We start from the raw sequence: 23,673 nt of genomic DNA, 5'->3' as shown, positions 1-23,673 counted from the left end.
CCCTCAAGAGGCGGGCTGTGCAACCTTGCGCAAACCGGCAGCCTCTTCAAGGCTGCTGGCGCGTAGGCTTGCCGGCCGCCTGGCCAGCAGGATGATCGCACCGGCGGCGATGGCGGAGATGCCAATCGACAGGAACATCGGCGTCGGGCTCTGGTAGATCTGCTGCAGTGTGCCGGCGACGAACGGTCCGAGAATGGCACCGACGCGTGCGACGCCGAGTTCCATGCCGACGGCAGTGGCGCGCACACTGGTCTCGTAGGAAGACGCAGTGAAATTGTTCAACACGAACTGCGCACCGATGATGCAGAAGCCGGCGGTCGCGACCGATGTGATATTGACGATGTGGTCATTCAACACGACCAGCGACAGCACCGCGACGCCGCCGATTGCCCACCATATTGCGATCAGCCCGCGGCTATAGCCTGTGCGGTCGACGAGATGGCCCAGCACGAGCGCGCCTGCGAACGACATGATCTGCATCAGCGCGCCGAAGCCGAAGCTTGCGGCAAAGGTTTCTCCACGCTGCATCATCACGGTCGGAATCCAGCCCGACAGCCCGAAGATGCAGAACAGGCTGAGGAATGCTGATGCCCAGATCGCGAGCGTGGTCCGGCGATATTTGGCCTGAAGCAGCGCCGCGACCGAATTGACTGGCTTCTCGGTCTGCCCGACGGCGATATCGGCTGAGGCGTAAACGCTCGCGCGTTCGGGCCGGAGCCTGGTGAGCATGTCGCGGATTTCGTCGACGCGGCCCTGCAAGGCAAGAAACTTGGGCGATTCCGGCAGCATCAGATGCATGAACGGCAGCAGCAGGAAGGACAGCGATCCGATCCAATACAGCGAGGTCCAGCCGAATACCGGCGTCGCAAACACACCGGCGACGCCGGCGAGGGTGCCACCGAGCGCCCAGCCAAGCGCGACGCCCCACAGTGCAAAGGTGTTCGCCACGCGCCGTGGCGCCAACTCGTTGATGTAGGTGGTCGCGAGCGGCAGCAGCACGCCAAGGCCGATGCCGGTCAGAAGGCGCAGAATGCAGAATGACAGGAACGAGTTCGCCGAAGTTGCAGTCAACAGCGTAAAGATGCTGGTGATCCACAAGCCGCCGAGCAGGGTGCCGCGGCGGCCGAGGCGGTCGGCGATGACGCCGTGGATCGCGGCGCCGAGCAGGAATCCAACCAGGCCGCTCGAGATCAACAGGCCCGCCTGCCCGGCCTGAAGGCCCCAGGGCTTTGCCACGTAGTGAATGACGTAGGCCGGGTTGAACGTGTCATATCCGTCAAACAGCGTGAGCAGCCCCATCACGGCGCCGAGGCGCCAATGAAAGTTTCCGACTTTTGCTTCGGCTAACTCCTCATGAAGATCGATTGCCTGCGCGGCCATGGCCCGTTCCCTCCAGGATTGCGTTCGTTTCGTTGTGAGACCGCCTATTCCGCGGCTTGATGGATATCCTGTTCGGCGACGGCGTGGTCGCCGAGATCAAGCTTGAACAGGTCGATGGCATTGCGCCGGCCGATCTTCAGGCGATCATTGTCGCTGATGCTGGCGCTGTTGAACCAGTCGGAGGCGTGATCAACGTTCTCGAACGGCCAGTCGACCGAAAACAGGATGCGGTCCGATCCGATCTCCAGAATGGAATCGATCAGTGTTTGCGTGCGGAAATTGCCCGACGTAGTCAGGAAGAAGTTGGCGTTGAAATAATCGCAGATCTGCTTTTGCGCCTTGTGCTTCGGCGGCGCCTTGACCCAGCCGTTGCGGTGATCGACGCGCCACATGCTGTAGGGCAGGCCTTCCCCCATGTGGCCGAGGATGATCTTCAGTTTGGGATAGGCATCGAACAGGCCCGATCCCATCAGGCGCAAGGCATGCACTGCGGTCTCCTGTCCGAACGCCCAGGTTGGGCCCATCAGCCACGGATGGCCTTCATAAATCCTGCAATCTTCCGGCAGCGGATTGCGCGGGTGCAGATAGAACGGCAGGCCGGTTTGTTCGACCGCCGCCCAGAACGGCCAATATTGCGGCAGGTCGTAGTAGACCGGCGTCCTGCCGTCGCCGACTTGCGAGAAGCCGTTGACCAGCGCGCCGCGGAAACCGAGCGTTCTGATGCAGCGCTCGAGTTCTTTGATCGCAAGATCGGGATCCTGCATCGGCAGCGCGGCAAAGGCCTGGAAGCGCGAGGGACGTTTTGCCACCTGCTCGGCCAGAAAATCATTGGCCCGGATTGCGATTTCATTGGCGCGCCTGACGTCGGGAATTGCCTGAACCGCGGGCGCGTTCAGTGACAGGATCATCATCTCGATGCCGTGCCGGTCCATTTGCGCCAGCCGCTTGTCTTGAATGTCGAGCAGGCGGTCCTTCAGCTCCGGCCAATAGGATTCCGGGACGAAGCCCGCCGAATCCATCAGCGTGTCGGGAATGGCGAAATGTTCCTCTAGTGCGATCTTGCCCTGCATGTCGTCCTCGCTGGTCTGATGTTGGTTAGTACTGACCCTGCGGCGTCAGCCCGAGCGCGAGCTGGCCATACATGGTGCCGACGGCGTCCCAGTTCATGCTGATGTGGCGGCCAACGGCGTTGGCATCGCGCCAGGCGCGCTGCACGGGGTTGGAAAGATCGAGGCCGAGGCCGCCGGTCGAGGCGTTCAGCGCTTCGCTGGCGCGGATGGCGAGCGCAACCGAAAACGCCTGGCCGCGGCGGCTGACGATGCGGTCCTCGATCGAGATCGGCCTGCCGTCGCGGACCGTCGCCGCACGATCGCGCAGATCGCGCAGCAGCACTTCGCGCGCGGCATCAGCGGCGGCGGCGGCTTCCGCCACGCGCAACTGGATGGTCGGAAAATCCGCCATCCGGTTGTTGTGACCGGCGACCGCGCCGCGCGTGATCCGCCTGGAGGTGACGGCGAGGTAGTCTTCCAGCGCGCCGGCAGCGGCGCCGACCGCGGTGGACGCCAGGCAGGAGGGAATGTTCGACAGCATCGGAATAGAGAAGGTCGGATTATTGGTGTACAGCGCCGCGCCCGGCGTTTTGCCGGATGTGGTGTCGGCAAACGACAGCAGGCGATGCGCCGGCACGAACACCTCGTTAAGCACCAGCGTCTTGCTGCCGGTGCCGCTGAGGCCGACGACGTTCCAGGTATCGTCGATGACGTAGTCGGAGGCCGGCACCAGCAGGAAGGCCGGCGCAAACTGGCCGCTGTCGGTCTTCGACGGCAACAGCGCCGCACACAACGACCATTGCGCGTTGTCGCAGCCGCTGGCGAACGACCAGCGCCCGGTCAGGCGGTAGCCGCCATCGACCTCGACTGCCCTGGCGGCCGGCGCGTATGAGCCGCAGGCGAGTGCGTCGGGATTATCATCCCAGACGTCGCGCTGCGCCGTTTCCGGAAATCCCGCGATCAGCCATTGATGGGCCCCAAGCAGGCCGCCGACCCACGCGGTCGAGGCGCAGCTTTTCGCAAGCTCGATGTTCAGTTCGACCAGCACGTCGAAATCGTGTTCGTAGCCGCCGAACAGCGTCGGCTTGACGATATCGAAATAGCCGATGTTGCGCAGCGCCGTGATGTTCTCCTCAGGAACGCGGCCGGCCTTCTCCGCGGTGTGGGCGCGCGCCTTGATCTGCGGCGCGATCTGCGCCACGCGGCGTCGCAATTCCGCTATGTCGGGGCGAGGGGCCGGCGGCGCAGGAACATCCTTCAACTGGGCGACTGATACCATGGGTTTGCTCCGTATCTACGATGGGCTGAAAGGCGAGGGCGGATTACGCCGCTTGACTGTCGTGGGGCACCGAGAAGCAGTAGGTGGCGTCCTGGTAGATCAGGGGCTCGATCGGATCGCGCACCTTCACGATCTCGGCTTCGCCAATGAAGATCGTGTGCGTGCCGTAGGGCATGGCGGCGGCCTTCTTGCAGAAGATGTTGATCTGCGCGTCGGCGAGATAGGTGACGCCCTCGGGCGAGGTCATCCAGTCGCCGAGCCCGAACCGCTCCTCGGCCGGGACCGCGCCGCTGAAGGCTGATGACAGCGTGATCTGGTCACGGCGCAGCACGTTGACGCAGAACCGGCGCGCCAGCAGCATGATGTCGTGCAGCAGTGTCTGCTGGTTGACGCAGACGATCAGCGAGGGCGGGTCGAGCGACAGCGACGTCACCGCAGTTGCCGTCATGCCGTGACGGCGGTTCTGATCTGCAGACGTGATCACCGACACGGCAGCGGGAAATCGCCGCAACGCGCGCTTGAACGTTTCACGCAATTGGTCGGATGCCGAATCCAGCGACATGGTTTCCTCCACTGAACGTTCCCGCTCTTAGATCGGCGGCTTAATTTTCAGAGACAATAATTGCATTTGCAAATGACATGTCAACGAAAAATTTTCAAATGCAACAATTGCCTTGAAAACTGATCGGCGCGCGGCTATTGGATGGGTGCAAAAGTTGCACCAGAGCAGGATGCAAGACGTTGTATCGGCTGACGAATTCCTTGCCCTACATGCTCAACCGCGTCGGCGTGCGGATGGGCGACCTGTTTTCCAGGCGCATCGCCGGCTACGGCGTGACGCTACCTATGTACCGTGCCATGGCCGCCCTTTGGGAGGTCGGCGATCAGCGCCTCGGCGATCTCGCCGCGATGACGACGATCGAGATATCGACATTGTCGCGGCTGGTCGGCGAGATGAAGCGGCGAGGCCTGGTGACACGCACTCGGCTGAAGGACAATGCGCGCACGGTGGCGATCAATCTCACGCCCAAGGGGCGCGCGCTGGCGGAAGAGTTGATTCCGATCGCCGTCCACTTCGAGAACGTAGCGGTCCGCAATTTCCCCTCGAAGAATATTTCGGATCTGAAGTCGGTGCTCGCGGAGATCTACGACAGCCTGAATTCGATCGAGCCCGAAATCGAGGAAGTCAACAAGGCGCGCAAGGCAGCAAGGACGAAAACGTGACGCTTGCCGATAGCACGAGGCGGGCGACAGATCAGCCCTGCTGACTTTCCTAGCCCTTAGCTGCGCATGGTGGCGCGAAAGCCGACGAAGCTCAACGCGCCGGCCACGATGACCGCAATCCAGCTCGCCCAGATCGGCACATCAACGCCATTCAAGGTGACGTGCCACCCCATCGCAATTCGTATCAACTGCAAAAGTGCGATCAGGGCAAAGATGGTGGCGGCCAGTGTGCAAAAGCTCCTTATCGTCATTGCCAGTCTCCAAGGCGCACACGACGTGCTTATGCCCCGCCAGCCAAGATGGGGAGGGGCGGGCGCGTCGGCCACTCTCCTTGAACAGGAAAGTGGTCTAACAAGCCACTCTCGATGTGTCGTACCATCGCCGTTTCGCGACGCCGCGAGTCGGGATCACTTCCGCCTTGGCGCCTTTGAGACGTCCCGACGGCAACTGAGGAGGCGTGATCGGTGCATCGCCAAAAACAACGCGAATGACCCGAAGCCGACTCTCGTGTCCGGCTCTGCTCACTCCAGTGCGGACATGCGGCTCAACGCGGTCAGGACCTCCTGCGGACTAGACGGTGGTGGTTTCCTCACCAAAAGTAACTTGAGACCCGCCACGGGTGGGAATACGCTTCCTGTATTGGCGGAGAGAAATGGCACGATAACTCGACAGAATAGGGGTGGTTTACATGCCCTATAAGATGGGGACCGCACCGAGGAATGAACACGTCGTCCTCGTCGAGGATAGGACGTTTGGGACCTATGATGTCGCTCACTGGTCGCCTGAGGCGGGTGGATGGGTCCGTGAAAACGGCGAGCCGATCAAGTACACGCCGTCGCATTGGTATCCAATAAATTACCTTCAGGAAGCGGACGATCTGTCGAGCGGCCTCTCCGAGGCGTCGACGTCCATGTCGCGGGAGCGCCGCCATCGCTTCTTTGCCTTTTTCTTGGTCGCCACAGTCCTGGTCGCGGCGGCGCTCATCGGCGTAGCTGCGCTCGTCAGGCAGGCCCTGCCGACACTGGAGGCGCGACAATCTTTGGAGAGCGAGCCACGTCAAGAGGTTTTGGCGAAGGAGCCTGCCGAGGTCCGCCGCGCCGTCGATGGGCCCAATCTGAAGCTGGAAGCAGAGGCCGCGACCGCCGCACAATCGCTCGGCCAGGAGCGCGAAAAGGTAGCCGCCCTCGCGCGAGATGCCGCCGCTGCAGAAAAAGAGCTGGCTGCGCTGACAACCGAACCGGCGAGGGCGCGGGAGGCCGTCGAGACGCAGCTGGCGCTGTCGAGCAAAAGGGGCGACGAGACGGCGCAGCTCAAGCAGGCGTCCGAGAGCGAGATGGCGGAGCTGCGGCAGTCTCTGCAGCAGGAGCGCGACAGGGCCGAGGCGCTGGCAACCAAACTTGCGAAGGCGCGGGAGGCCGTCGAGACACAGCTGGCGCTATCGAGCAAAAGGGGCGACGAGACGGCGCAGTTCAAGCAGGCGGCCGAGAGCGAGACGGCGGAGCTGCGGCAGTCTCTGCAGCAGGAGCGCGACAGGGCCGAGGCGTTGGCAACCGAACTCGCGAAGGCGCGGGAGGCCGTCGAGACACAGGTGGCGCTGTCGAGCAAGAGGGGCGACGAGATGGCGCAGCTCAAGCAGGCGGCCGAGAGCGAGATGGCGGCGCTGCGGCAGTCTTTGCAGCAGGAGCACGACAGGGCCGAGGCGCTGGCAACCGAACTCGCGAAGGCGCGGGAGGCAGTCGAGACACAGCTGGCGCTGTCGAGCAAGAGGGGCGACGAGACGGCGCAGCTCAAGCAGGCGGCCGAGAGCGAGATGGCGGAGCTGCGGCAGTCTTTGCAGCAGGAGCACGACAGGGCCGAGGCGCTGGCAACTGAGCTCGCGAAGGCGCGGCGACAGAAACCCGTTGCTGTGGAAGAGAGGCCTGGTACCTCGTTGCCCGCCTGGGCAAACAATGATGCCTTCGTGAAGCCCGCCCGGACCGCAAAGCAACCGGCCGTGGCGCCAGACAACAGCAAACCGGCAGTTAAACTTGAAACAGTTCCATTACCAAAGCCGCGCGTGCGCGCTGTGAGTGCAGCCCCTGGCTACAGCTGCCACCACAATCGGACCTACGATCCAGCATCCGGAACCTACAAGGGCTACGACGGACAGCGCCATTCCTGCCCATAAGCTCAGTCGGCATTTTGGAGATAATATAGCTGACCATACGCATTCTGCCGCCAAGATGCACTCATACCCTTCGAACGGCTTGCGCAAATAGGCGATGCATTCGGCGAGCGGACATGATCAGTCTATCACTACGCGTGCTAATTCGCCGCCGAACGGCTGCGCTTGTTGTTGGCCGCCGCCACTTCTGGATAGCCGTGCAGCTTCAGCTTGTCGGCTTGCACGCCCCAGCTTTCGAGGCGGTCCAGAAAGCTCATGCCGAGCAGGTTGGTCTTGAGCTGCCCGCGCGGCACCACCAGTGCGGGGATGGATTTTTCGACCAGCGCGCCGACCGCGAGGCGATCGAGCGTGAGCCGCGCTGCCTTGGTGTGGCCGCCGGCGGTTTCGAGCTCGACGTTGTATTCGAGCATCTCGATTGGCAGGCCGATCGCCTTTGCCGTCTCCCAGGTCAACACCACCGAGGTGGCGCCTGTGTCGATCACCATCGGCGCCTTGACGCCGTTGATCTTGGCGTGCAGCGCGAATTCACCGGCCTTGCCGCGCGCGATCTCCACGGCGGGCGCGGGCTCGAGGCCGCGTTGCCACAGCATTTTCGTGACCGAGTTGCTAGCGCGCGCGATCTGGGCCGGATCGCCATAGGCGACGACGGCGCCCGCGGTGGCGGCGAGCATCGCCAGAACGAGCATGATGCGGATCACTTGGCGCCTCCGCTGCTCCGTCTGGTGATCAGCCGCGCTCGGCGCGCGCCGGCACCGGCACGAGGCCGGCCTCCGCCATGCGCGCCGCAAGCCGCTCCATGATGGCCAATCGCTCCGCCGTTGCCATGCTGTGCCAGCGCGCGATCTCCGGCAACGTTCGTCCGCAGCCGAAGCAGAGTTTGGTTTTGGGATCCATCGTACAGACTGCGATACACGGCGTTTCTTTGCTCATTCCTGGATAGTGAAACGGTTTGAGTCCTCAGCGCAAGCGCTCCGGCTACAACCCCGTGCCGGCACTCATGATGGGCTTGTGACGCGGCCGCCGCTTGTCGTCGGCCGATGCGGTCGGTTCCGGCTGCAGCGGCGGAGCTTCCTCCTCGGCCATCGGCGCCAGCGCGCTCATCACGCGTTCCGGCGGGAAGGTGACGATGACTTCGGTGCCGATGCGTAGTTTCGATTTCAGCGTGAAGGTGCCGCCATGCATGTCGATCAGGCTCTTGGCGATCGGCAGACCCAGGCCCGCGCCCTGTTCGGCCGATTTGATCGAGTTGGAGCCCTGGCCGAACGACGCCAGCACGATCGGGATCTCGTCCTCGGCAATGCCGGAGCCGGTATCCTTGACGCTGAGATATTGCCCGCCGGACGCGGTCCAGCCGACCTTGAGCCAGATATCGCCGCCGGGCGGGGTGAATTTGATCGAGTTGGATATGAGGTTGAGCACGACCTGGCGCGTGGCGCGCTCGTCGCCCCAGATTCTCGGCATGCCGTGCTCGAACACCTCGTGGATGGTGATGCCGCGGCTGGTGGCGCGCAACTTCAACAGATGATGGCAGTCGGCGACGACATGCACCAGCGACACCGCTTCCTCGTTGAGTTCGTAGCGGCCGGCTTCGATCCGCGACAGATCGAGAATCTCGTTGATGAGGTTGAGCAGGTGGACGCCCGAGTTGTGGATGTCGGCGGAATATTCCTTGTAGACCGGCACCGCATGCGCGCCGAAGATTTCGCTCTTCATGACTTCGGAGAAACCGAGGATCGCGTTCAGCGGCGTGCGCAGCTCATGGCTCATCTGCGCCAGAAAGCGCGACTTGGCGACGTTGGCGGATTCGGCGCGGTGGCGCGCTTCGTCGGATATCGCCTTGGCCTGTTCGAGCTCGCCAATCAGCGCGTCCTTTTCGGCGCGCGCTTCCAGGGTTTGCAGCGTCGTCGAATGAAGCTGGTGGGCGAGCAGCGCAAAATAGCTTTCGGCGGCAACCGCCAGTAGCGCGAGCGCGTAATTGTCGAAGGTGCCGCCCATCACGAAATTGAGCGCGATCGCCGCCGTCACCGGCGCGGTTGCTGCCACCGCCGCAATGGGCAGCGTTGCCGCCAGCATGCTCGACACCGCGATCACGAGCAGCATCAGGAACATCATCATCGTGTTCGAGACGGTGTCGAGGCCGGCCGGGTGCAGCAGGATCGCGGTCCAGCACAGGCCGTAGAGCAGGTCGAGCAGGACGAATCGGGTCTGCCATTTGCGCGTCGCGGCAAGCGTGGGCTGCTCGTTAAGGAAGCGCTTGCAGTTGCGGATGATCGCGAAATGGATGCAGAGCATGCCGCCGGTCCAGACCGCGGCCGGCACGGCGTACTTCCACAGGCCGAACAGCACGCCGGTCGAAACCACCAGCAACATGACGACGAAGGAGGCCGATACCCTGGTCTGGGCGTATTGCCGGAGCAGTTCGGTATCGAAGGCGGGGCGCGTCCCGCTGGTTGATGTTAACCGATCCCGCGCTTCGCGCACACGTTGTGCCGCCACGCGCCGCGTGTTCACCGGTGGTATCACCGGCGCTTCGGCCGGAAGCTGGACAACCTCGGGCTTTTCTGCGGGGTTACTCATCAAACAACACAAATCCTGCCCACGAACTGCGCGGGCTTTTGCATTGTCTATCTGTGCCGCTAAAACATTAAGCGATGACTTAAAGAGCTAAAAATTCTCGTTAACAGGAAGTTAAAATTAACCTCTCGGGCAGGCGCAACCCCCACTTCTGACGGGATAGGAAGCGGGGGCCATCGTTCGTGCCTTAACCTGTTTCTTTAACTCATCGCTCCAGCCGCGCGAGCAGGCTCGAGGTATCCCAGCGCTTGCCGCCCATCTTCTCGACCTCGGCGTAGAACTGGTCGACGAGCGCGGTCACCGGCAGGTTGGCGCCGTTGCGGCGGGCTTCCGCGATGCAGATCGAGAGGTCCTTGCGCATCCATTCGACGGCAAAGCCGAAGTCGAACTTGCCCTCGTTCATGGTCTTGTAGCGGTTCTCCATCTGCCAGGATTGCGCCGCGCCCTTGGAAATGGTCTCGATCACGGCAGCGACGTCGAGCCCAGATTTCTTGGCGAAATGAATGCCCTCCGACAGGCCCTGCACGAGGCCGGCGATGCAGATCTGGTTGACCATCTTGGTGAGCTGGCCGGCGCCGGCGGGCCCGAGCAGTTTGCACATCCTGGCATAAGCGCCGGAAATGATCGGCTCGGCCGCGGCATAGGCGTCTTCCTTGCCACCGCACATCACAGTCAGCACGCCGTTTTCCGCGCCGGCCTGGCCGCCGGACACCGGCGCGTCGATGAACTTGAATCCCGCCTTGACGGCGGCGGCATCGAGCTCGCGGGCCACCTCGGCGGAGGCGGTGGTGTGATCGACGAAGATGGCGCCCTTCTTCATGCCGGCGAAGGCGCCGTCGGGACCGATCGTGACCGCGCGCAGGTCATTGTCGTTGCCGACGCAGCACATCACGAAATCCTGACCTTCGGCCGCGGCCTTCGGCGTCGGCGCGGTGCGCCCGCCGAATTTGTCCGCCCACTCCTTCGCCTTGGCTCCGGTCCGGTTGTACACGGTCACGTCGTGGCCGCCTTTTTTCACCAGGTGTCCTGCCATGGGGAAGCCCATTACGCCGAGACCGAGAAAAGCGACTTTAGCCATGTGTGTTACCTTGAAGTTTTGCCGGCGGCATTGGGCTGGCCGGGCGTTGTTCTGGAGGGAGCCGCACCATACAAGCTGCGCAGGGCAGGGCAACGGCTTCGTTTGGCGGTTAGTGCAGGTTTCGTGCTAGGATAGGGGCCCAAAGAACCTCACAAAAAAGGGAGTGATATCGCATGGGCGTCAGCGTGGGCGTGCTCGACCATTTCAACATCCGGACCCGAAACCTTGTCGATACGGTCCGGTTCTATGAGGACATTCTGGGCCTGGAAAAGGGCGCCCGGCCGAACTTCGCCTTCCCGGGAGCGTGGATGTACAGCGAAGGCAAGGCAGTCGTGCATCTCGTCGATATCTCCAAGACCGATGAGCCGCAGAAGCCGGATTCCGGCGTCGTTCATCACGTCGCTTTTGCCAGCCAGGGCTTTGACGGCATGAAGCGGCGGCTGGAACAAAAGGGCATGGCCTACGATTCCCGCCAGGTTCCGGGCGGCGACCTGTGGCAGATCTTCGTCAATGACCCCAATGGCGTCATGATCGAACTGAACTACGAGGCAGCCAAGGAACGGGCAGCGGAAGCCCCTGCCGAGCGGCGGGACGACGTGGGAGCAAGGTAGCCTTTTGCGCTCAACCGCTCTAAGGGTCGCATCGGACTGGCACAGCGTTTTGGAACGAGGCTCCGCCGTTCGGATTGGCTCCGAAGTGAGCGGGGTCGCGTCAAGAAGGCGCGTCGATACAAGAGAATAGGGCCCGGTTCTCACTCAGAACCTGCAGGGTTTCAGGAGATGCGCGAGTGAGCGTAACGCAGCAACAGGTTCTCGATTCCCTTACGCAGGTGGCTTCGCCTCGTGGCGTGCCCCTGACCAATGCCAATGTGCTGTCGGCGATTTCGGTCACCGACGGCAAGGTGTTCTTCTCCATCAATGTCGACGCGGCTGAGGCCCGGGCCTGGGAAAGCGTGCGCGCGCAGGCCGAAGCCGCGGTGCGCGCGATCCCGGGTGTCAGCACGGCAATGATCGCGCTGACGGCCGAGCGCAAGCCCGGATCGCCTAGGCCAGAATCAGCGCCCGCACCGCACCGGCATGCGCACGGCGTGCAACCGGCTTCCGCCCATCGGCCGCCGCAAGGTGGCCCGTCGCCGATGTCGAAGCAGGCGGAAATCCCCGGCGTCGCCGCCATTATCGCCGTGGCCTCCGGCAAGGGTGGCGTCGGCAAGTCGACCACCGCGCTCAACCTCGCGCTCGGCCTGCGCGATCTCGGTCTGCGTGTCGGCCTGCTCGATGCCGACATCTATGGTCCGTCGGTGCCGCGGCTGACCGGCATCAACGAGAAGCCGCAGCTCAACGACGAGCGGAAGATGATCCCGATCAAGCGTTTCGGGCTTTCGATCATGTCGATCGGCTTTCTCGTGGAGGAAGACACCGCGATGATCTGGCGCGGGCCGATGGTGATGTCGGCGATCACCCAGATGCTGCGCGACGTCGCCTGGGGCACGCTCGACATTCTCGTCGTCGACATGCCCCCCGGCACGGGCGATGCGCAACTGACGCTGGCGCAGAACGTGCCGCTAAAGGGCGCGGTGATCATCTCGACCCCGCAGGACCTCTCGCTGATCGACGCGCGGCGGGGGCTTGCGATGTTCAAGAAGGTCAATGTGCCGGTGCTCGGCATCATCGAGAACATGAGCTACTTCCAGTGCCCGGAGTGCGGCACGCGCTCCGACATTTTCGGCCATGGCGGCGCACGGCATGAAGCGGAACGGCTGGGTGTCTCGTTCCTGGGCGAAATCCCCTTGCACATGTCGATCCGCACCACCTCGGATGAAGGTAACCCAGTGGTGGCGAGCGATCCCGACGGGCCGCATGCTGCAATCTACCGGGCCATCGGGACCAAGGTGCGCGACCAGCTTCAGGACGCCATCGCCGCGGCTTAAGGCTTACTTATCAGCCCTCATAAGACTTTCGTTTAATCAGTGCAGTCATGCCTTTGTCGCGTTTTCGCTGGGCAACTTCCGTGTTAAAGCCGCCCCCGCCAGAGCGCCCCGGATGACGTGGAATTCGCCCGCCGGAGGACATGCTCGCGGAATAATGGAAAACGTCCCGTCTTAAGGAGACTTGAATGAAGCGTCGTGATTTTTTGAAGGTTTCAGCGGCCGGTGCTGCCGCGACAGCCGTTGCCTCGCCGGCGATCGCGCAATCATCGCCTGAGATCAAATGGCGCCTGACGTCGAGCTTCCCGAAATCGCTCGACACCATCTATGGCGGTGCCGAGCAGGTGGCGAAGTACGTCGCCGAAATGACCGACAACAAGTTTCAGATCCAGGTGTTCGCTGCCGGCGAAATCGTCCCCGGCCTGCAGGCGCTGGATGCGACCTCCAACAACACCGTCGAGATGTGCCACACCGTCTCATATTACTATGTCGGCAAGGATCCGACGTTTGCGATCTACGCTTCGGTCCCGTTCGGCCTCAACGCGCGCCAGCAGAACTCCTGGTGGTACCAGGGCGGCGGTGAGGCGCTCGGCAACGAGTTCTTCAAGAAGTTCGGCGTGATCGGCTTTGCCACCGGCAACACCGGCACGCAGATGGGCGGCTGGTTCCGCAAGGAGATCAAGACGGTTGCCGACCTCTCCGGCCTCAAGATGCGCATCGGCGGCATCGCCGGCCAGGTCCTGCAGAAGGTCGGCGTAGTGCCGCAGCAGCTCGCCGGCGGCGACATCTATCCGGCGCTCGAAAAGGGCACCATCGATGCGGCCGAGTGGGTCGGTCCGTATGATGACGAGAAACTCGGCTTCCAGAAGGTTGCGAAGTACTACTACTATCCGGGCTTCTGGGAAGGCGGCCCGATGGTCCACGCCTTCGTCAACCTCGAGAAGTGGAATTCGCTGCCAAAGAACTATCAAGCGATTCTGGCCAACGCGACCGCGCACGCCAACACCTGGATGAATGCGCGTTACGACATGCAGAACCCGTCCGCGCTGAAGCGGCTGGTCGCCGGCGGCACGCAGCTTCGTCCCTTCACCAATGAAGTGCTGGAAGCTTGCCTGAAGGCCACCAATGAATTGTGGGCCGAGATTTCCGGCAAGAACGCCGACTTCAAGAAGTCGATCGACGCGATGCAGGCCTACCGCTCCGACCAGTATCTGTGGTGGCAGGTTGCCGAATACACCTATGACAGCTTCATGATCCGCTCGCGCACCCGCGGCTGATTACGTCTTAATTCGTAGAAAGCGCAGCCCGGCCTTCGCAAGAAGGCTGGGCTTTTTCGTTGCCCCGTAGCATTCGGGATGGAAATCGGGAACCGGTTGTTCCATGCTGCCCAGCGGAAGGCCTCGCCAAGAAGGCCACGACACGTTCACCAACAGGGATGGATTCAATGAAAAGAAGAGATTTTCTCAAAGTAACCGGCATTGGCGCGGCGGGCGCGGCAACGCTGGCGGCTCCGGCCATTGCTCAATCTATGCCGGAGCTGAAATGGCGCCTGACGGCAAGCTGGCCGAAGTCGCTCGACACCCTGTGGGGCGGGGTGGAATTGATGGCCAAGCTCGTCGGCGAAGCCACCGACAACAAGTTTCAGATACAGGCCTTCGCCGGCGGGGAAATCGTTCCCGGCCTGCAGGTGCTCGACGCCGTGCAGAACGGCACCGTCGAGATGGGCCATACCGCGTCCTATTATTACTTCGGCAAGGACCCGACCTTCGCCTTCGGCACGGCGGTGCCGTTCGGCCCGAACCAGCGCCTGAACCAGGCATGGTACATGCTGGGTGGCGGCAGAGAGCTGCTCAACCAGTTCTACAAGAGCTACAACGTCACCTCGTTTCTGGCCGGCAATACCGGCTGTCAGATGGGCGGCTGGTTCCGCAAGGAGATCAACACCGTCGAGGACCTGAAGGGATTGAAAATGCGCATCGGCGGCTTTGCCGGCCGCGTGATGGCGAAGCTCGGCGTCGTCCCGCAACAACTTGCCGGCGGCGACATCTATCCCGCGCTCGAAAAGGGCACTATCGATGCGGCAGAGTGGGTCGGTCCCTATGACGACGAAAAGCTCGGCTTCAACAAGGTCGCGCCGCATTACTACTATCCCGGCTGGTGGGAGGGCGGCCCGATGCTGCTCGGCCTCGTCAACCTAGATAAATGGAATTCGCTGCCGAAATACTATCAGAGCGCGCTCGAGCAGGCCGGGCAGGCGGCCAATAGCTGGATGATGGCCAAATACGATCAGGGCAACCCGCCGGCATTGAAGAAGCTGCTCGCGGGCGGCACCAAGCTGCACAGCTTTTCGCCGCCGATCATGCAGGCCTGCCTGAAGGCGACCAAGGAGCTGTACGCCGAAACGTCAGCCTCCAATCCGAACTTCAAGAAGGTGCTGGACTCCATGAACGCGTTCACGACCAACGGATACCAGTGGTTCCAGGTCGCCGAACTCGGCTACGACAGCTTCATGGCGCGCAATCCGCAAGGCTGACGGGTCCCGCAGATACTGCGTTAAAGGAAGACCCCGGAGCGAAAGCTCGCGGGGTCTTTTATGCGGTCGCCATAAACCTGCGTCGCTATTGCTTCGGCCCGCCGAAATCCAGCGGCGGCAGCTCGATCTGCGGCACCTCGATCTTGACCTTGCTGAGGTCGACGTCGAGCGGCTTGTCAAGCAACGCGGTGACCACGACCGGGAAGGCGATCACGATCGCCACCATGATCGCCTGCAGTCCGATCCAGGGCAGCGCGCCCCAATAGATGTCGGAGCTCTTCACTTCCTTGGGCGCAACGCCGCGCAAATAGAATAGCGCAAAGCCGAACGGCGGGTGCAGGAACGAGGTCTGCATGTTGACGCAGAGCATGACGCCGAACCAGATCAGCGCCGCGTCCGGCCCGACCACCGGCGCCAGCACCTTCTGCGCGATCGGCGCCACCATCGGCAGGATGATGAAGGCGATCTCGAAGAAGTCGAGGAAGAACGCCAGGAAGAAGATGAAGAGGTTGATGAAGATCAGGAAGCCCCAGACGCCGCCGGGGAGCGAGGTCAGATGGTGCTCGAGCCACACGCCGCCGGACACCCCGAGGAAGACCACCGAGAAGCAGGTCGAGCCGATCAGGATGAACACCACCATGGTGGAGAGGCGCATCGTAGACTCATAGCCCTGCTTGATCAGGTCGCGCAGGTCCGGAATGCGGACAGCTTCCAGGCAGAGCCAGACCACCGCGAGATAGAGCACCGCGAAGGTCAACTTGAGTACTTTGCCTTCGCCGAGGAGCATTCCGACGATCACCGCGACGCCGGTGGCGGCGATGCCGAGGAGGAGCATCTTGTGGCCCTTGTCGCTGAGATCCTTGTGATGGATCGCCGCGAGCACGATGGCGCCGATCGCACCCATCGCGCCGGCTTCGGTCGGCGTCGCCAGGCCGAGCATCATGGTGCCGAGCACCACGAAGATCAGAACGGCCGAAGGAATGATGCCCATCAGGCATTTACGCCAGAGCGGCCAGCCCCGTAGCGTCAGCGCGTCCTTGGGGACCGCCGGAACGTGGTGCGGCAGAAAGATGCTTAGAAAGAATGTGTAGCCGGCGAACAGCACGATCTGCAGGATCGACGGTCCCCAGGCGCCGAGATACATGTCGCCGACCGATTTACCGAGCTGGTCAGCCATCACGATCAGCACCAGCGAGGGCGGCACCAATTGCGTGATGGTGCCGGATGCCGCAAGCACGCCGGTGATGTAGCGGGTGTTATAGCCGTAGCGAAGCATCACCGGCATTGAGATCAGCGCCATGGCGATGACCTGCGCCGCCACCGTTCCGGTGATCGCGCCGAGAATGAAGCCGACGATGATCACGGAATAGCCGAGGCCGCCGCGAACCGGGCCGAACAGCTGGCCCATCGAGTCCAGCATGTCTTCGGCGAGGCCGCATCGCTCCAGCACCGAGCCCATGAAGGTGAAGAAGGGGATCGCCAGCAGCAATTCGTTGGAAAGCACGCTGCCGAAGATGCGGCCCGGGATCGCCTGCAGGAAGTTGAGGTCGAAGAAGCCGAGGTGGATCGACAGGAAGCCGAACGACAGCCCCAGCGCGGCCAGCGTGAAGGCCACCGGGAAGCCGATCAGCATGGCCAGAATCAAGCCGCCGAACATCAGCGGCGGCATCATCTCCAGCGTGATCATTGGGTGGGCCTCTCATACTTCGCATCGATCACGACATAACCCTGCAGCGCTGCGATGCGCTTGATCACTTCAGAAACGCCCTGCAGCGCGAGGAACACGAAGCCCACGGGCACGACCAGCTTGATCGGCCAGCGCAAGAGGCCGCCGGCGTTGCTCGACGTTTCGCCCACCTCGTAGGCCTGCATGAAGAACGGCCACGAGAGATAGCTGAGGAGCAGGCAGGACGGGATGAGGAAGAATAGCGTGCCGATCAGATCGAGCTTGAGCTGCCCACGCTCGGACAGCATCAGATAGAGGATCTCGACCCGGACATGCTCGTTCTTCTTGAAGGTGTAGGAAGCGCCGAACATCACGAAGACGGCGAACATGTACCACTGCAGTTCGAGCCAGGCGTTAGAAGAGTAGCCGAACGCGTAGCGGATCATCGCATTGGCGGCGCTGACCACGCAGGCTGCGAGCACGAGCCAGTTACAGACGCCGCCTAGTTTCTCATTGAGCCAATCGATTGAATTACTCAGTGCCAACAATGGGCGCATTACGCTCTCCTCGACACGTCAGTGATGCGTGCCGGATGTCTTCATTGATCTTGCGTTGCCATCTTGCGCCGGAGGCCTCGAGCGGTCGTCATGCATTCTCCACGCATGTACGCTCCCGCGCGAAAAACGCGCGAGCCCGCAGCCCATTCGCAGATGCGCTTGCAACGATACGTCCTCCCCCGTCTTGCGCTACCGCCGTCTTGTCCGCAACCCTCGGGTTGCAGCGGCCTGTTCCCGGCCGTGCTGGCGTGAAAGCAGGCGCACCATTTCAGCGCGCCGCGGCTGCGTCAATCGGAAAATGGACAAATTGACGCGGGGAGCAATTGATTGGTTGGCCTGATAAATCCGCGTTTCTACGGGTGAGAACGTTAACTGGCGGACTCTAGCCGCCGGTCACGCTCATATGGCGCGAGACGCTCGGGCGATTATGCCGGCGGTCGATGATGAAGTCGTGGCCCTTCGGCTTCAGCCCGATGGCGCGGTCGATGGCCGCGGACAACAGATCGTTGTCGGCGGACGCCCGCAACGGTTTGCGCAAATCGGAGGCGTCCTCGTGGCCTAGGCAGGTGTGCAGCGTACCGGTGCAGGTGATCCGTACCCGGTTGCAGGACTCGCAGAAATTATGGGTCATCGGCGTGATGAAGCCGAGTTTGCCGCCGGTCTCGGTGACGCTGACATAGCGGGCAGGGCCGCCGGTATTATCGTCGAGATCCGTCAGGGTGTAGTGCTGGGCGAGGCGGGCGCGGAGCAGCGACAGCGGCACGTACTGGTCAATGCGCCCTTCGCCGATGTCGCCCATCGGCATGACTTCGATCAGCGTCAGCGCCATGCCCTTGCCGTGCGCCCATTCCATCAGCGAGGGGATTTCCTCCTCGTTCATGTTCTTCAGCGCCACGGCGTTGATCTTGACCGCAAGACCTGCGTCGCGCGCGGCCTCGATGCCGGCCAAAACCTTGTCGAGATCACCCCAGCGGGTGATCGCGCGGAACTTTTGCGCATCGAGCGTGTCGAGTGAGACATTGACGCGGCGGACGCCGCAATCGCGCAATTCGGCCGCGTACCGAGCCAGTTGCGAACCATTGGTGGTCAGCGTCAGCTCATCGAGCGCGCCGCTGCCAAGATGCCGCGATAGCGAGCGCACCAGCGACATCACATTGCGCCGGACCAGCGGCTCACCGCCGGTGAGGCGGATCTTGCGCACGCCCTTGGCGATGAAGGCCGAGCATAGCCGGTCGAGTTCCTCCAGCGTCAGCAGGTCCTTCTTCGGCAGGAACGTCATGTCCTCGGACATGCAGTAGAAGCAGCGAAGATCGCAGCGATCAGTCACCGAGACGCGCAGATACCGGATGGTCCGGCCGAAAGGGTCGACCATCGGACGTATCAGATGATCGGGTGACGGAGATCCGCTCATTCAAACTGCCTCTTGCGGGCCTTTGCCCGTTGGTTCGCTAACATAATGTAGGCACCTTGCAAGGTGCCTACAATCCGCAACATAGCGAAGGGCCTGAAGCGAGGAGCGCCAGGGGTCAGCGCGCGCAATGCGTCACAATCCCCAACGGGAACCATAGGAGTGCCGGAATAGGCTCGCAAGCGGGGCAGGTTAAAATACGTACAATGAATCATATGCTTAGGATCGAGACGGAACCTTGCTGAGGCTTTCCACCGCTGCCGGCAGATCGCGCATATGGCCGATCAGCAGGTCCGGCTTCAGCTCGGCGATCGGCACATCCGTGTAGCCAAACTCGACGCCGATAACGGGAACGCCGGCCCGCCTCGCCACTCCGATGTCGGGACCGGCGTCGCCAACCATGATGGTCGCGGCGATATTGCCGCCTGCCCGCGCCACTGTCTGCTGCAGAATGATGGGGTCGGGCTTCGAGACGCCGAACGTGTCGGCGCCGCAAATGGCGGAAAACCGTCCGCTTAGACCCAACTGGTCGAGCAGCCGCTTGGAGAGCCATTCCAGCTTGTTGGTGCACACCGCTAGGCGACAGCCCTGCGCCGCGAGGTCGTCGAGGGCTGCTTCCAGCCCCTCAAACGCCCGCGAGGCATCGGCAATGTGGGCGGCGTAATAGTCGATGAAATCCTTGGTGAGGCGGTTGAGGTCGTCTGTGTCAATCACTCGGCCTTCCACCTCAAGCCCGCGCTCGATCAGCTTTCGGGCGCCGGCGCCGATCATGTTGCGCGCCGATTTCAGGGGAACGGGCGGCAGGCCTTCACGGCCAAGCACGTAATTGAGCGCGGCAATCAGGTCCGGCGCGGTATCGACGAGGGTGCCGTCGAGGTCGAAGACAATGGTGCGGGGAAGGGCCATCGGAATTGGCTAGCGGCAGGCGCGGCGTCGTGCAAGTCCTCATGGTGCTGTTCCTTCCGGTCAAACGACGCTAGACATGCGCCCGCGGATCGGCGGATTCCCGGGAGCGTCAGCACGTGAACATGGACCAATTGAAGCGGCAGGCGGCGGCTCAGGCGCTGGAGCAGGTGCAGGACGGCATGAGGCTCGGGCTCGGCACCGGCTCGACCGCCAAGCATTTCGTCGACCTGCTCGGCGAGCGGGTTGCCGGCGGATTGCGCGTGATTGGCGTGCCGACCTCGGAAGCGACCCGCGCCCAGGCCGAGGCCTGCAAGATTCCCCTGACCACGCTCGATGAAATCGACCGGCTTGATCTTACCGTTGATGGCGCCGACGAGGTCGATCCCGCGCTTAACCTGATCAAGGGCGGCGGCGGCGCGTTGCTCCGGGAGAAGATCGTGGCGGCGGCCTCGGATCGCATGATCGTGATTGCCGACGATACCAAATGGGTCGATGTTCTGGGCAGTTTCCCCCTACCTGTCGAAGTGGTTCCGTTCGGGCTGGCCGCCACCCAGCGAGCGATGGCCGCGGCATTTGCCCAAAGCGGCGTTTCCGGGCAAATGGGGCTCCGCAAGGGCGCGGATGGCCACGTTTTTGTCACCGATGGCGGCCACTGGATTGTCGATGCCCATCTGGGCTGCATCACGGATGCGCCGCGTCTGGCGAGCCTGCTGAGCCTGATCCCGGGTGTCGTCGAACACGGTTTGTTCATTGGCCTGGCCAGCACCGCCGTCCTGGCAGGCGCCCAGGGAATTCGCGTAGTTGAGCGGCGGTAACGCCGGTAATCGAGGAGAATCAAGAATGAAGAGCCTTTCACGGATTTTGTCGGCGGCCGGCCTTGCAGTGGGGCTGGCCCTGACCACCGTTCCCGCCGACGCGCAGCAGAAGAATGCGCCCGCGGCGCCTGCGACCGCGCAACTCAAGCCCGGTTCACCGGCGGCGATCGCTGCAGCCAAGGAAATCCTGGCGATGAAGAATGCCAGCGCGATGTATGCTGCAGCCGTTCCCAACCTGGTCGAGCAGACCAAGAACGTGCTGATGCAGAGCAATCTGAACTATCAGAAGGACCTCAACGAGGTCGCGGTGATCGTCGCCAAAAATCTCGCCGGCCGCGAGAAGGAGATCGGCGAGGGCATGGCGCAGGTCTATGCCAACGAATTCACCGAGCAGGAACTGAAGGATCTCGTCACCTTCTACAAGTCGCCGCTCGGCCAGAAGCTACTGTCGGCCGAGCCGCGCGCCATCCAGTTCAGCATGTCCTATATGAACCAGTGGGCGCAGGCCTTTGCCGAAGTCGTCAACGGCCAGTTCCGCGCCGAGATGAAGAAGCGCGGCAAGGAAATCTGATCAACACCAGGGGCGGCTTCGGGCGGGGTTGAAATGGCTAAGTTCGACGTCGATCTGTTCGTTATCGGCGGCGGTTCGGGCGGCGTTCGCGCCGCCCGCATCGCGGCTGGCTACGGCGCCAAGGTCATGGTCGCCGAAGAATACCGAATGGGCGGCACCTGCGTGATCCGCGGTTGCGTGCCGAAGAAACTGTTCGTGCTCGGCTCCCACGTTCGCCACGAGATCGCCGATGCCGCAGGCTTCGGCTGGACCATCCCTGAAGTCACCTTCGACTGGCCGACCCTGGTCGCTAACAAAGACAAGGAAATCGCGCGGCTTGAGGGCATCTATGCCGCCAATGTCGAGAAGAGCGGCGCGCGGATCGCGAAGACCCGTGCGGTGCTGGAAGACGCCCATACGCTCCGGCTGATGACCGGCGAAAAAGTCACGGCAAAATACATACTGATCGCAACAGGAGGGGCGCCCAATCACGGGCGGGAGATCCCCGGCATCGAGCACGTGATTTCCTCCAACGAGGCGTTTCACCTCACCGAGCTGCCGAAGCGCATCGTGATCCAGGGCGGCGGCTATATCGCACTGGAATTCGCCGGCATCTTTGCCGGCTTCGGCTCCGACGTCACCGTGGTGTATCGCGGCGACAACGTCCTGCGCGGCTTCGACGAGGACGTCCGCAAACACGTCCGCGCCGAGATGGAAAAGCAGGGCATCACCATCATCACCGGCTGCACCATCGAGAAGGTGGACAGGCACGGCAACGAGTTCACCACGCATCTGTCGAGCGGTTCGAGCATTGCCTCCGAAAAGGTGATGTTCGCCATCGGCCGCCACCCGAACGTGGCCAATCTCGGGCTCGAGAAGGCCGGCGTCGCCATCAATCCTGCCAATGGCGGCATCGCCGTCGATGAGTGGTCGAAGACCTCGGTCGACAACATCTATGCGATCGGCGACGTCACTCATCGCCTCAATTTGACGCCCGTCGCGATCCGCGAGGGCCACGCCTTCGCCGACACCGTATTCGGCAAGCGGCCGGACCAGGTCGACCACGCCACCATCCCGACGGCGGTGTTCTCGCAGCCCGAGGTCGGCACGGTCGGCCTGACCGAGGCGCAGGCGCGCGCGCAAGTGAGCCACGTCGACATCTACAAGGCCGATTTCCGTCCCATCAAGGCGACGATGTCCGGCCGCGACACCCGCGTGCTGATGAAACTCGTGGTCGATGGCACCACCGATCGCGTGCTCGGCTGCCACATCGTCGGCGACACCGCCGCCGAAATCATCCAGGCGGTCGCCATTGCCGTGAAGATGAAGGCAACGAAGGCCGATTTCGACGCGACGATCGCGTTGCATCCGACCGCTGCGGAAGAATTGGTGACGATGCGCACGCCGACGGCGCGGTATGTGCGGCAAGCGGCTGAGTAGGCGGTTTGTAGGATGGGTTGAGCCCCTGCGAAACCCATCATCTGGCCGCGAAACGCAAGAGATGGGCATCGCTTCCGCCTCCGCTCGTTGAGCTGCGGCGGACAAGTCGCTCCACCCATCCTACGGGCCCGGACTACCGATGCCCGCCGCATTCTGATAACGACGTAATCCGCATTCAAACAGAGGTAGGCGAGCAATGATTGAGCAGATCGGTATCATAGGCGCAGGCACGATGGGCAATGGCATCGCGCAGGTCTGTGCCGCCGCCGGGCTTCCGGTCGTCATGACCGATATCTCCGATGCCGCACTCGCGCGTGGCATGTCGGTCGTCTCGAACAGCCTGGAGCGGCTGGTCAACAAGCAGAAGATGACCGACGGCGACCGTCAGGCCGCGATCGCGCGCATTACCCCGACCACGGATACCGCCAAGCTTTCGACCTGCGACCTCGTCATCGAGGCGGCGACCGAGAACGAGGATTTGAAGGTCAAGATCCTGAAGGACCTCTGCCCAAAATTGCGGCCGCAGGCGCTGCTCGCGACCAACACCTCCTCGATCTCGATCACGAAACTCGCCGCGGCGACGGATCGGCCGGATCGCTTCATCGGCATGCACTTCTTCAATCCGGTGCCGCTGATGGCGCTGCTGGAATTGATCCGCGGCCTGCAGACATCCGACGATACCCACGCCAAGGCGGAAGCCTTTGCAAAGCGAGTTGGCAAGGTCGCGATCACAGCGAAGAACAGCCCAGGCTTTGCGGTCAACCGCATCCTGTGCCCGATGATCAACGAGGCGATCTTCGCGCTGCAGGAAGGTATTGCGACGGCGGAAGACCTCGATGCCGGCATGAAGCTCGGTTGCAACCATCCGATCGGTCCGCTGGCGCTCGCCGACATGATCGGGCTGGATACGATGCTGTCGGTGATGGAAGTGTTTTACGAAGGCTTCAACGATCCGAAATATCGCCCAGCGCCCTTGCTGAAGGAAATGGTCGCCGCCGGCCATCTCGGCCGCAAGACCGGCCAGGGGTTCTACAGCTACGGGAAGTGACTAGTGCGGATTAGCGATAGCGTAATCGGCCGTTAGAGCATGATGAGATCAGCTTCGGCCGATGCTGCGTTGACCGCT

Annotated in this window: 23 protein-coding genes; 10 read left to right on the top strand and 13 right to left on the bottom strand. The window is 62.6% G+C overall.

The genetic code is table 11. The annotated features are described in order from the left end of the window. Positions 1-3: 3 nt before the first annotated feature. The 4 genes from HCN50_RS20010 to HCN50_RS19995 are packed head-to-tail and all read right to left on the bottom strand — an operon-like array spanning position 4 to position 4,270. On the bottom strand, positions 4-1,380 hold the full coding sequence (locus tag HCN50_RS20010) for an MFS transporter (protein WP_171711366.1): 1,377 nt from the start codon (positions 1,378-1,380) through the stop codon (positions 4-6). A gap of 44 nt (positions 1,381-1,424) precedes the next feature. After that, entirely contained in the window at positions 1,425-2,450 is a 1,026-nt protein-coding gene (locus HCN50_RS20005) for an amidohydrolase family protein (RefSeq protein ID WP_171711365.1), read from the bottom strand. A 25-nt stretch (positions 2,451-2,475) separates the two neighbouring features. Next, positions 2,476-3,708 (bottom strand): acyl-CoA dehydrogenase family protein, encoded by a 1,233-nt coding sequence (locus HCN50_RS20000; protein ID WP_171711364.1) that lies wholly within the window; start codon positions 3,706-3,708, stop codon positions 2,476-2,478. A 43-nt stretch (positions 3,709-3,751) separates the two neighbouring features. Further along, positions 3,752-4,270: a flavin reductase family protein gene (locus HCN50_RS19995; protein ID WP_171711363.1), complete on the bottom strand. Its 519-nt coding sequence runs from the start codon at positions 4,268-4,270 to the stop codon at positions 3,752-3,754. A 179-nt stretch (positions 4,271-4,449) separates the two neighbouring features. Between HCN50_RS19995 and HCN50_RS19990 the strand changes: the two genes are divergently transcribed. After that, entirely contained in the window at positions 4,450-4,932 is a 483-nt protein-coding gene (locus HCN50_RS19990; protein WP_171711362.1) for a MarR family winged helix-turn-helix transcriptional regulator, read from the top strand. Between the two features lie 56 nt (positions 4,933-4,988). Here HCN50_RS19990 and HCN50_RS19985 read toward each other — a convergent pair whose 3' ends face one another. Next, positions 4,989-5,183, bottom strand: a complete 195-nt coding sequence (locus HCN50_RS19985; protein WP_171711361.1) for a hypothetical protein — start codon at positions 5,181-5,183, stop codon at positions 4,989-4,991. Between the two features lie 437 nt (positions 5,184-5,620). On the opposite strand from HCN50_RS19985, the gene HCN50_RS19980 reads away from it, so the two are divergent. Continuing rightward, a complete protein-coding gene (locus HCN50_RS19980; protein ID WP_171711360.1) occupies positions 5,621-7,099 on the top strand; it encodes a BA14K family protein in 1,479 nt (492 codons plus the stop codon). 137 nt (positions 7,100-7,236) lie between these two features. On the opposite strand, the gene HCN50_RS19975 is transcribed toward HCN50_RS19980, so the two are convergent. From HCN50_RS19975 to HCN50_RS19960, 4 genes are all read right to left on the bottom strand, one after another. Further along, positions 7,237-7,794, bottom strand: coding sequence for a TIGR02281 family clan AA aspartic protease (locus HCN50_RS19975; protein WP_171711359.1), 558 nt, complete (start codon positions 7,792-7,794; stop codon positions 7,237-7,239). 28 nt (positions 7,795-7,822) lie between these two features. Continuing rightward, the gene (locus HCN50_RS19970; RefSeq protein ID WP_171711358.1) at positions 7,823-8,026 is read right to left on the bottom strand and encodes a DUF1289 domain-containing protein; all 204 of its coding nucleotides are present in this window, start codon (positions 8,024-8,026) and stop codon (positions 7,823-7,825) included. 45 nt (positions 8,027-8,071) lie between these two features. Then, positions 8,072-9,673, bottom strand: a complete 1,602-nt coding sequence (locus HCN50_RS19965; RefSeq protein ID WP_171711357.1) for a sensor histidine kinase — start codon at positions 9,671-9,673, stop codon at positions 8,072-8,074. 202 nt (positions 9,674-9,875) lie between these two features. Further along, positions 9,876-10,841: an NAD(P)-dependent oxidoreductase gene (locus tag HCN50_RS19960; protein WP_376700302.1), complete on the bottom strand. Its 966-nt coding sequence runs from the start codon at positions 10,839-10,841 to the stop codon at positions 9,876-9,878. A gap of 80 nt (positions 10,842-10,921) precedes the next feature. Here HCN50_RS19960 and HCN50_RS19955 point away from each other — a divergent pair, with 80 nt between their 5' ends. The 4 genes from HCN50_RS19955 to HCN50_RS19940 all read left to right on the top strand — a co-directional run bounded on the left by HCN50_RS19955 (position 10,922) and on the right by HCN50_RS19940 (position 15,205). Next, the gene (locus tag HCN50_RS19955) at positions 10,922-11,359 is read left to right on the top strand and encodes a VOC family protein (protein ID WP_171711355.1); all 438 of its coding nucleotides are present in this window, start codon (positions 10,922-10,924) and stop codon (positions 11,357-11,359) included. A gap of 176 nt (positions 11,360-11,535) precedes the next feature. After that, positions 11,536-12,675, top strand: coding sequence for an Mrp/NBP35 family ATP-binding protein (locus HCN50_RS19950; protein WP_171711354.1), 1,140 nt, complete (start codon positions 11,536-11,538; stop codon positions 12,673-12,675). Between the two features lie 185 nt (positions 12,676-12,860). Then, a complete protein-coding gene (locus HCN50_RS19945; protein WP_171711353.1) occupies positions 12,861-13,949 on the top strand; it encodes a TRAP transporter substrate-binding protein in 1,089 nt (362 codons plus the stop codon). Positions 13,950-14,116: 167 nt separating this feature from the next. Beyond that, the gene (locus HCN50_RS19940; protein ID WP_171711352.1) at positions 14,117-15,205 is read left to right on the top strand and encodes a TRAP transporter substrate-binding protein; all 1,089 of its coding nucleotides are present in this window, start codon (positions 14,117-14,119) and stop codon (positions 15,203-15,205) included. Positions 15,206-15,290: 85 nt separating this feature from the next. On the opposite strand, the gene HCN50_RS19935 is transcribed toward HCN50_RS19940, so the two are convergent. From HCN50_RS19935 to HCN50_RS19920, 4 genes are all read right to left on the bottom strand, one after another. Continuing rightward, positions 15,291-16,892 carry a TRAP transporter large permease gene (locus tag HCN50_RS19935; RefSeq protein ID WP_171711351.1) on the bottom strand — a complete coding sequence of 534 codons (1,602 nt, stop codon included), beginning with the start codon at positions 16,890-16,892 and terminating at the stop codon, positions 15,291-15,293. Beyond that, positions 16,889-17,428, bottom strand: coding sequence for a TRAP transporter small permease subunit (locus HCN50_RS19930; protein ID WP_171711350.1), 540 nt, complete (start codon positions 17,426-17,428; stop codon positions 16,889-16,891). Before HCN50_RS19930 ends, HCN50_RS19935 begins: the two co-directional genes overlap by 4 nt. Before the next feature lie 382 nt (positions 17,429-17,810). Beyond that, a complete protein-coding gene (gene moaA / locus HCN50_RS19925; protein WP_171711349.1) occupies positions 17,811-18,800 on the bottom strand; it encodes a GTP 3',8-cyclase MoaA in 990 nt (329 codons plus the stop codon). A 255-nt stretch (positions 18,801-19,055) separates the two neighbouring features. Beyond that, the gene (locus HCN50_RS19920) at positions 19,056-19,742 is read right to left on the bottom strand and encodes an HAD family hydrolase (RefSeq protein ID WP_171711348.1); all 687 of its coding nucleotides are present in this window, start codon (positions 19,740-19,742) and stop codon (positions 19,056-19,058) included. Positions 19,743-19,858: 116 nt separating this feature from the next. Here HCN50_RS19920 and rpiA point away from each other — a divergent pair, with 116 nt between their 5' ends. The 4 genes from rpiA (at position 19,859) to HCN50_RS19900 (ending at position 23,595) form a co-directional block, all read left to right on the top strand. After that, positions 19,859-20,557 (top strand): ribose-5-phosphate isomerase RpiA, encoded by a 699-nt coding sequence (gene rpiA, locus HCN50_RS19915; protein WP_171711347.1) that lies wholly within the window; start codon positions 19,859-19,861, stop codon positions 20,555-20,557. A 25-nt stretch (positions 20,558-20,582) separates the two neighbouring features. Then, positions 20,583-21,128 (top strand): DUF2059 domain-containing protein, encoded by a 546-nt coding sequence (locus HCN50_RS19910; RefSeq protein ID WP_171711346.1) that lies wholly within the window; start codon positions 20,583-20,585, stop codon positions 21,126-21,128. Between the two features lie 33 nt (positions 21,129-21,161). Next, a complete protein-coding gene (gene gor / locus HCN50_RS19905) occupies positions 21,162-22,547 on the top strand; it encodes a glutathione-disulfide reductase (protein ID WP_171711345.1) in 1,386 nt (461 codons plus the stop codon). 196 nt (positions 22,548-22,743) lie between these two features. Further along, the gene (locus HCN50_RS19900; RefSeq protein WP_171711344.1) at positions 22,744-23,595 is read left to right on the top strand and encodes a 3-hydroxybutyryl-CoA dehydrogenase; all 852 of its coding nucleotides are present in this window, start codon (positions 22,744-22,746) and stop codon (positions 23,593-23,595) included. Positions 23,596-23,673: the final 78 nt, after the last annotated feature.

Origin of the sequence: Bradyrhizobium archetypum, from assembly GCF_013114835.1 — a bacterium.
In the GTDB taxonomy this organism is placed as follows: domain Bacteria; phylum Pseudomonadota; class Alphaproteobacteria; order Rhizobiales; family Xanthobacteraceae; genus Bradyrhizobium; species Bradyrhizobium archetypum.
This window is presented reverse-complemented; position numbering and strand designations above follow the sequence as displayed.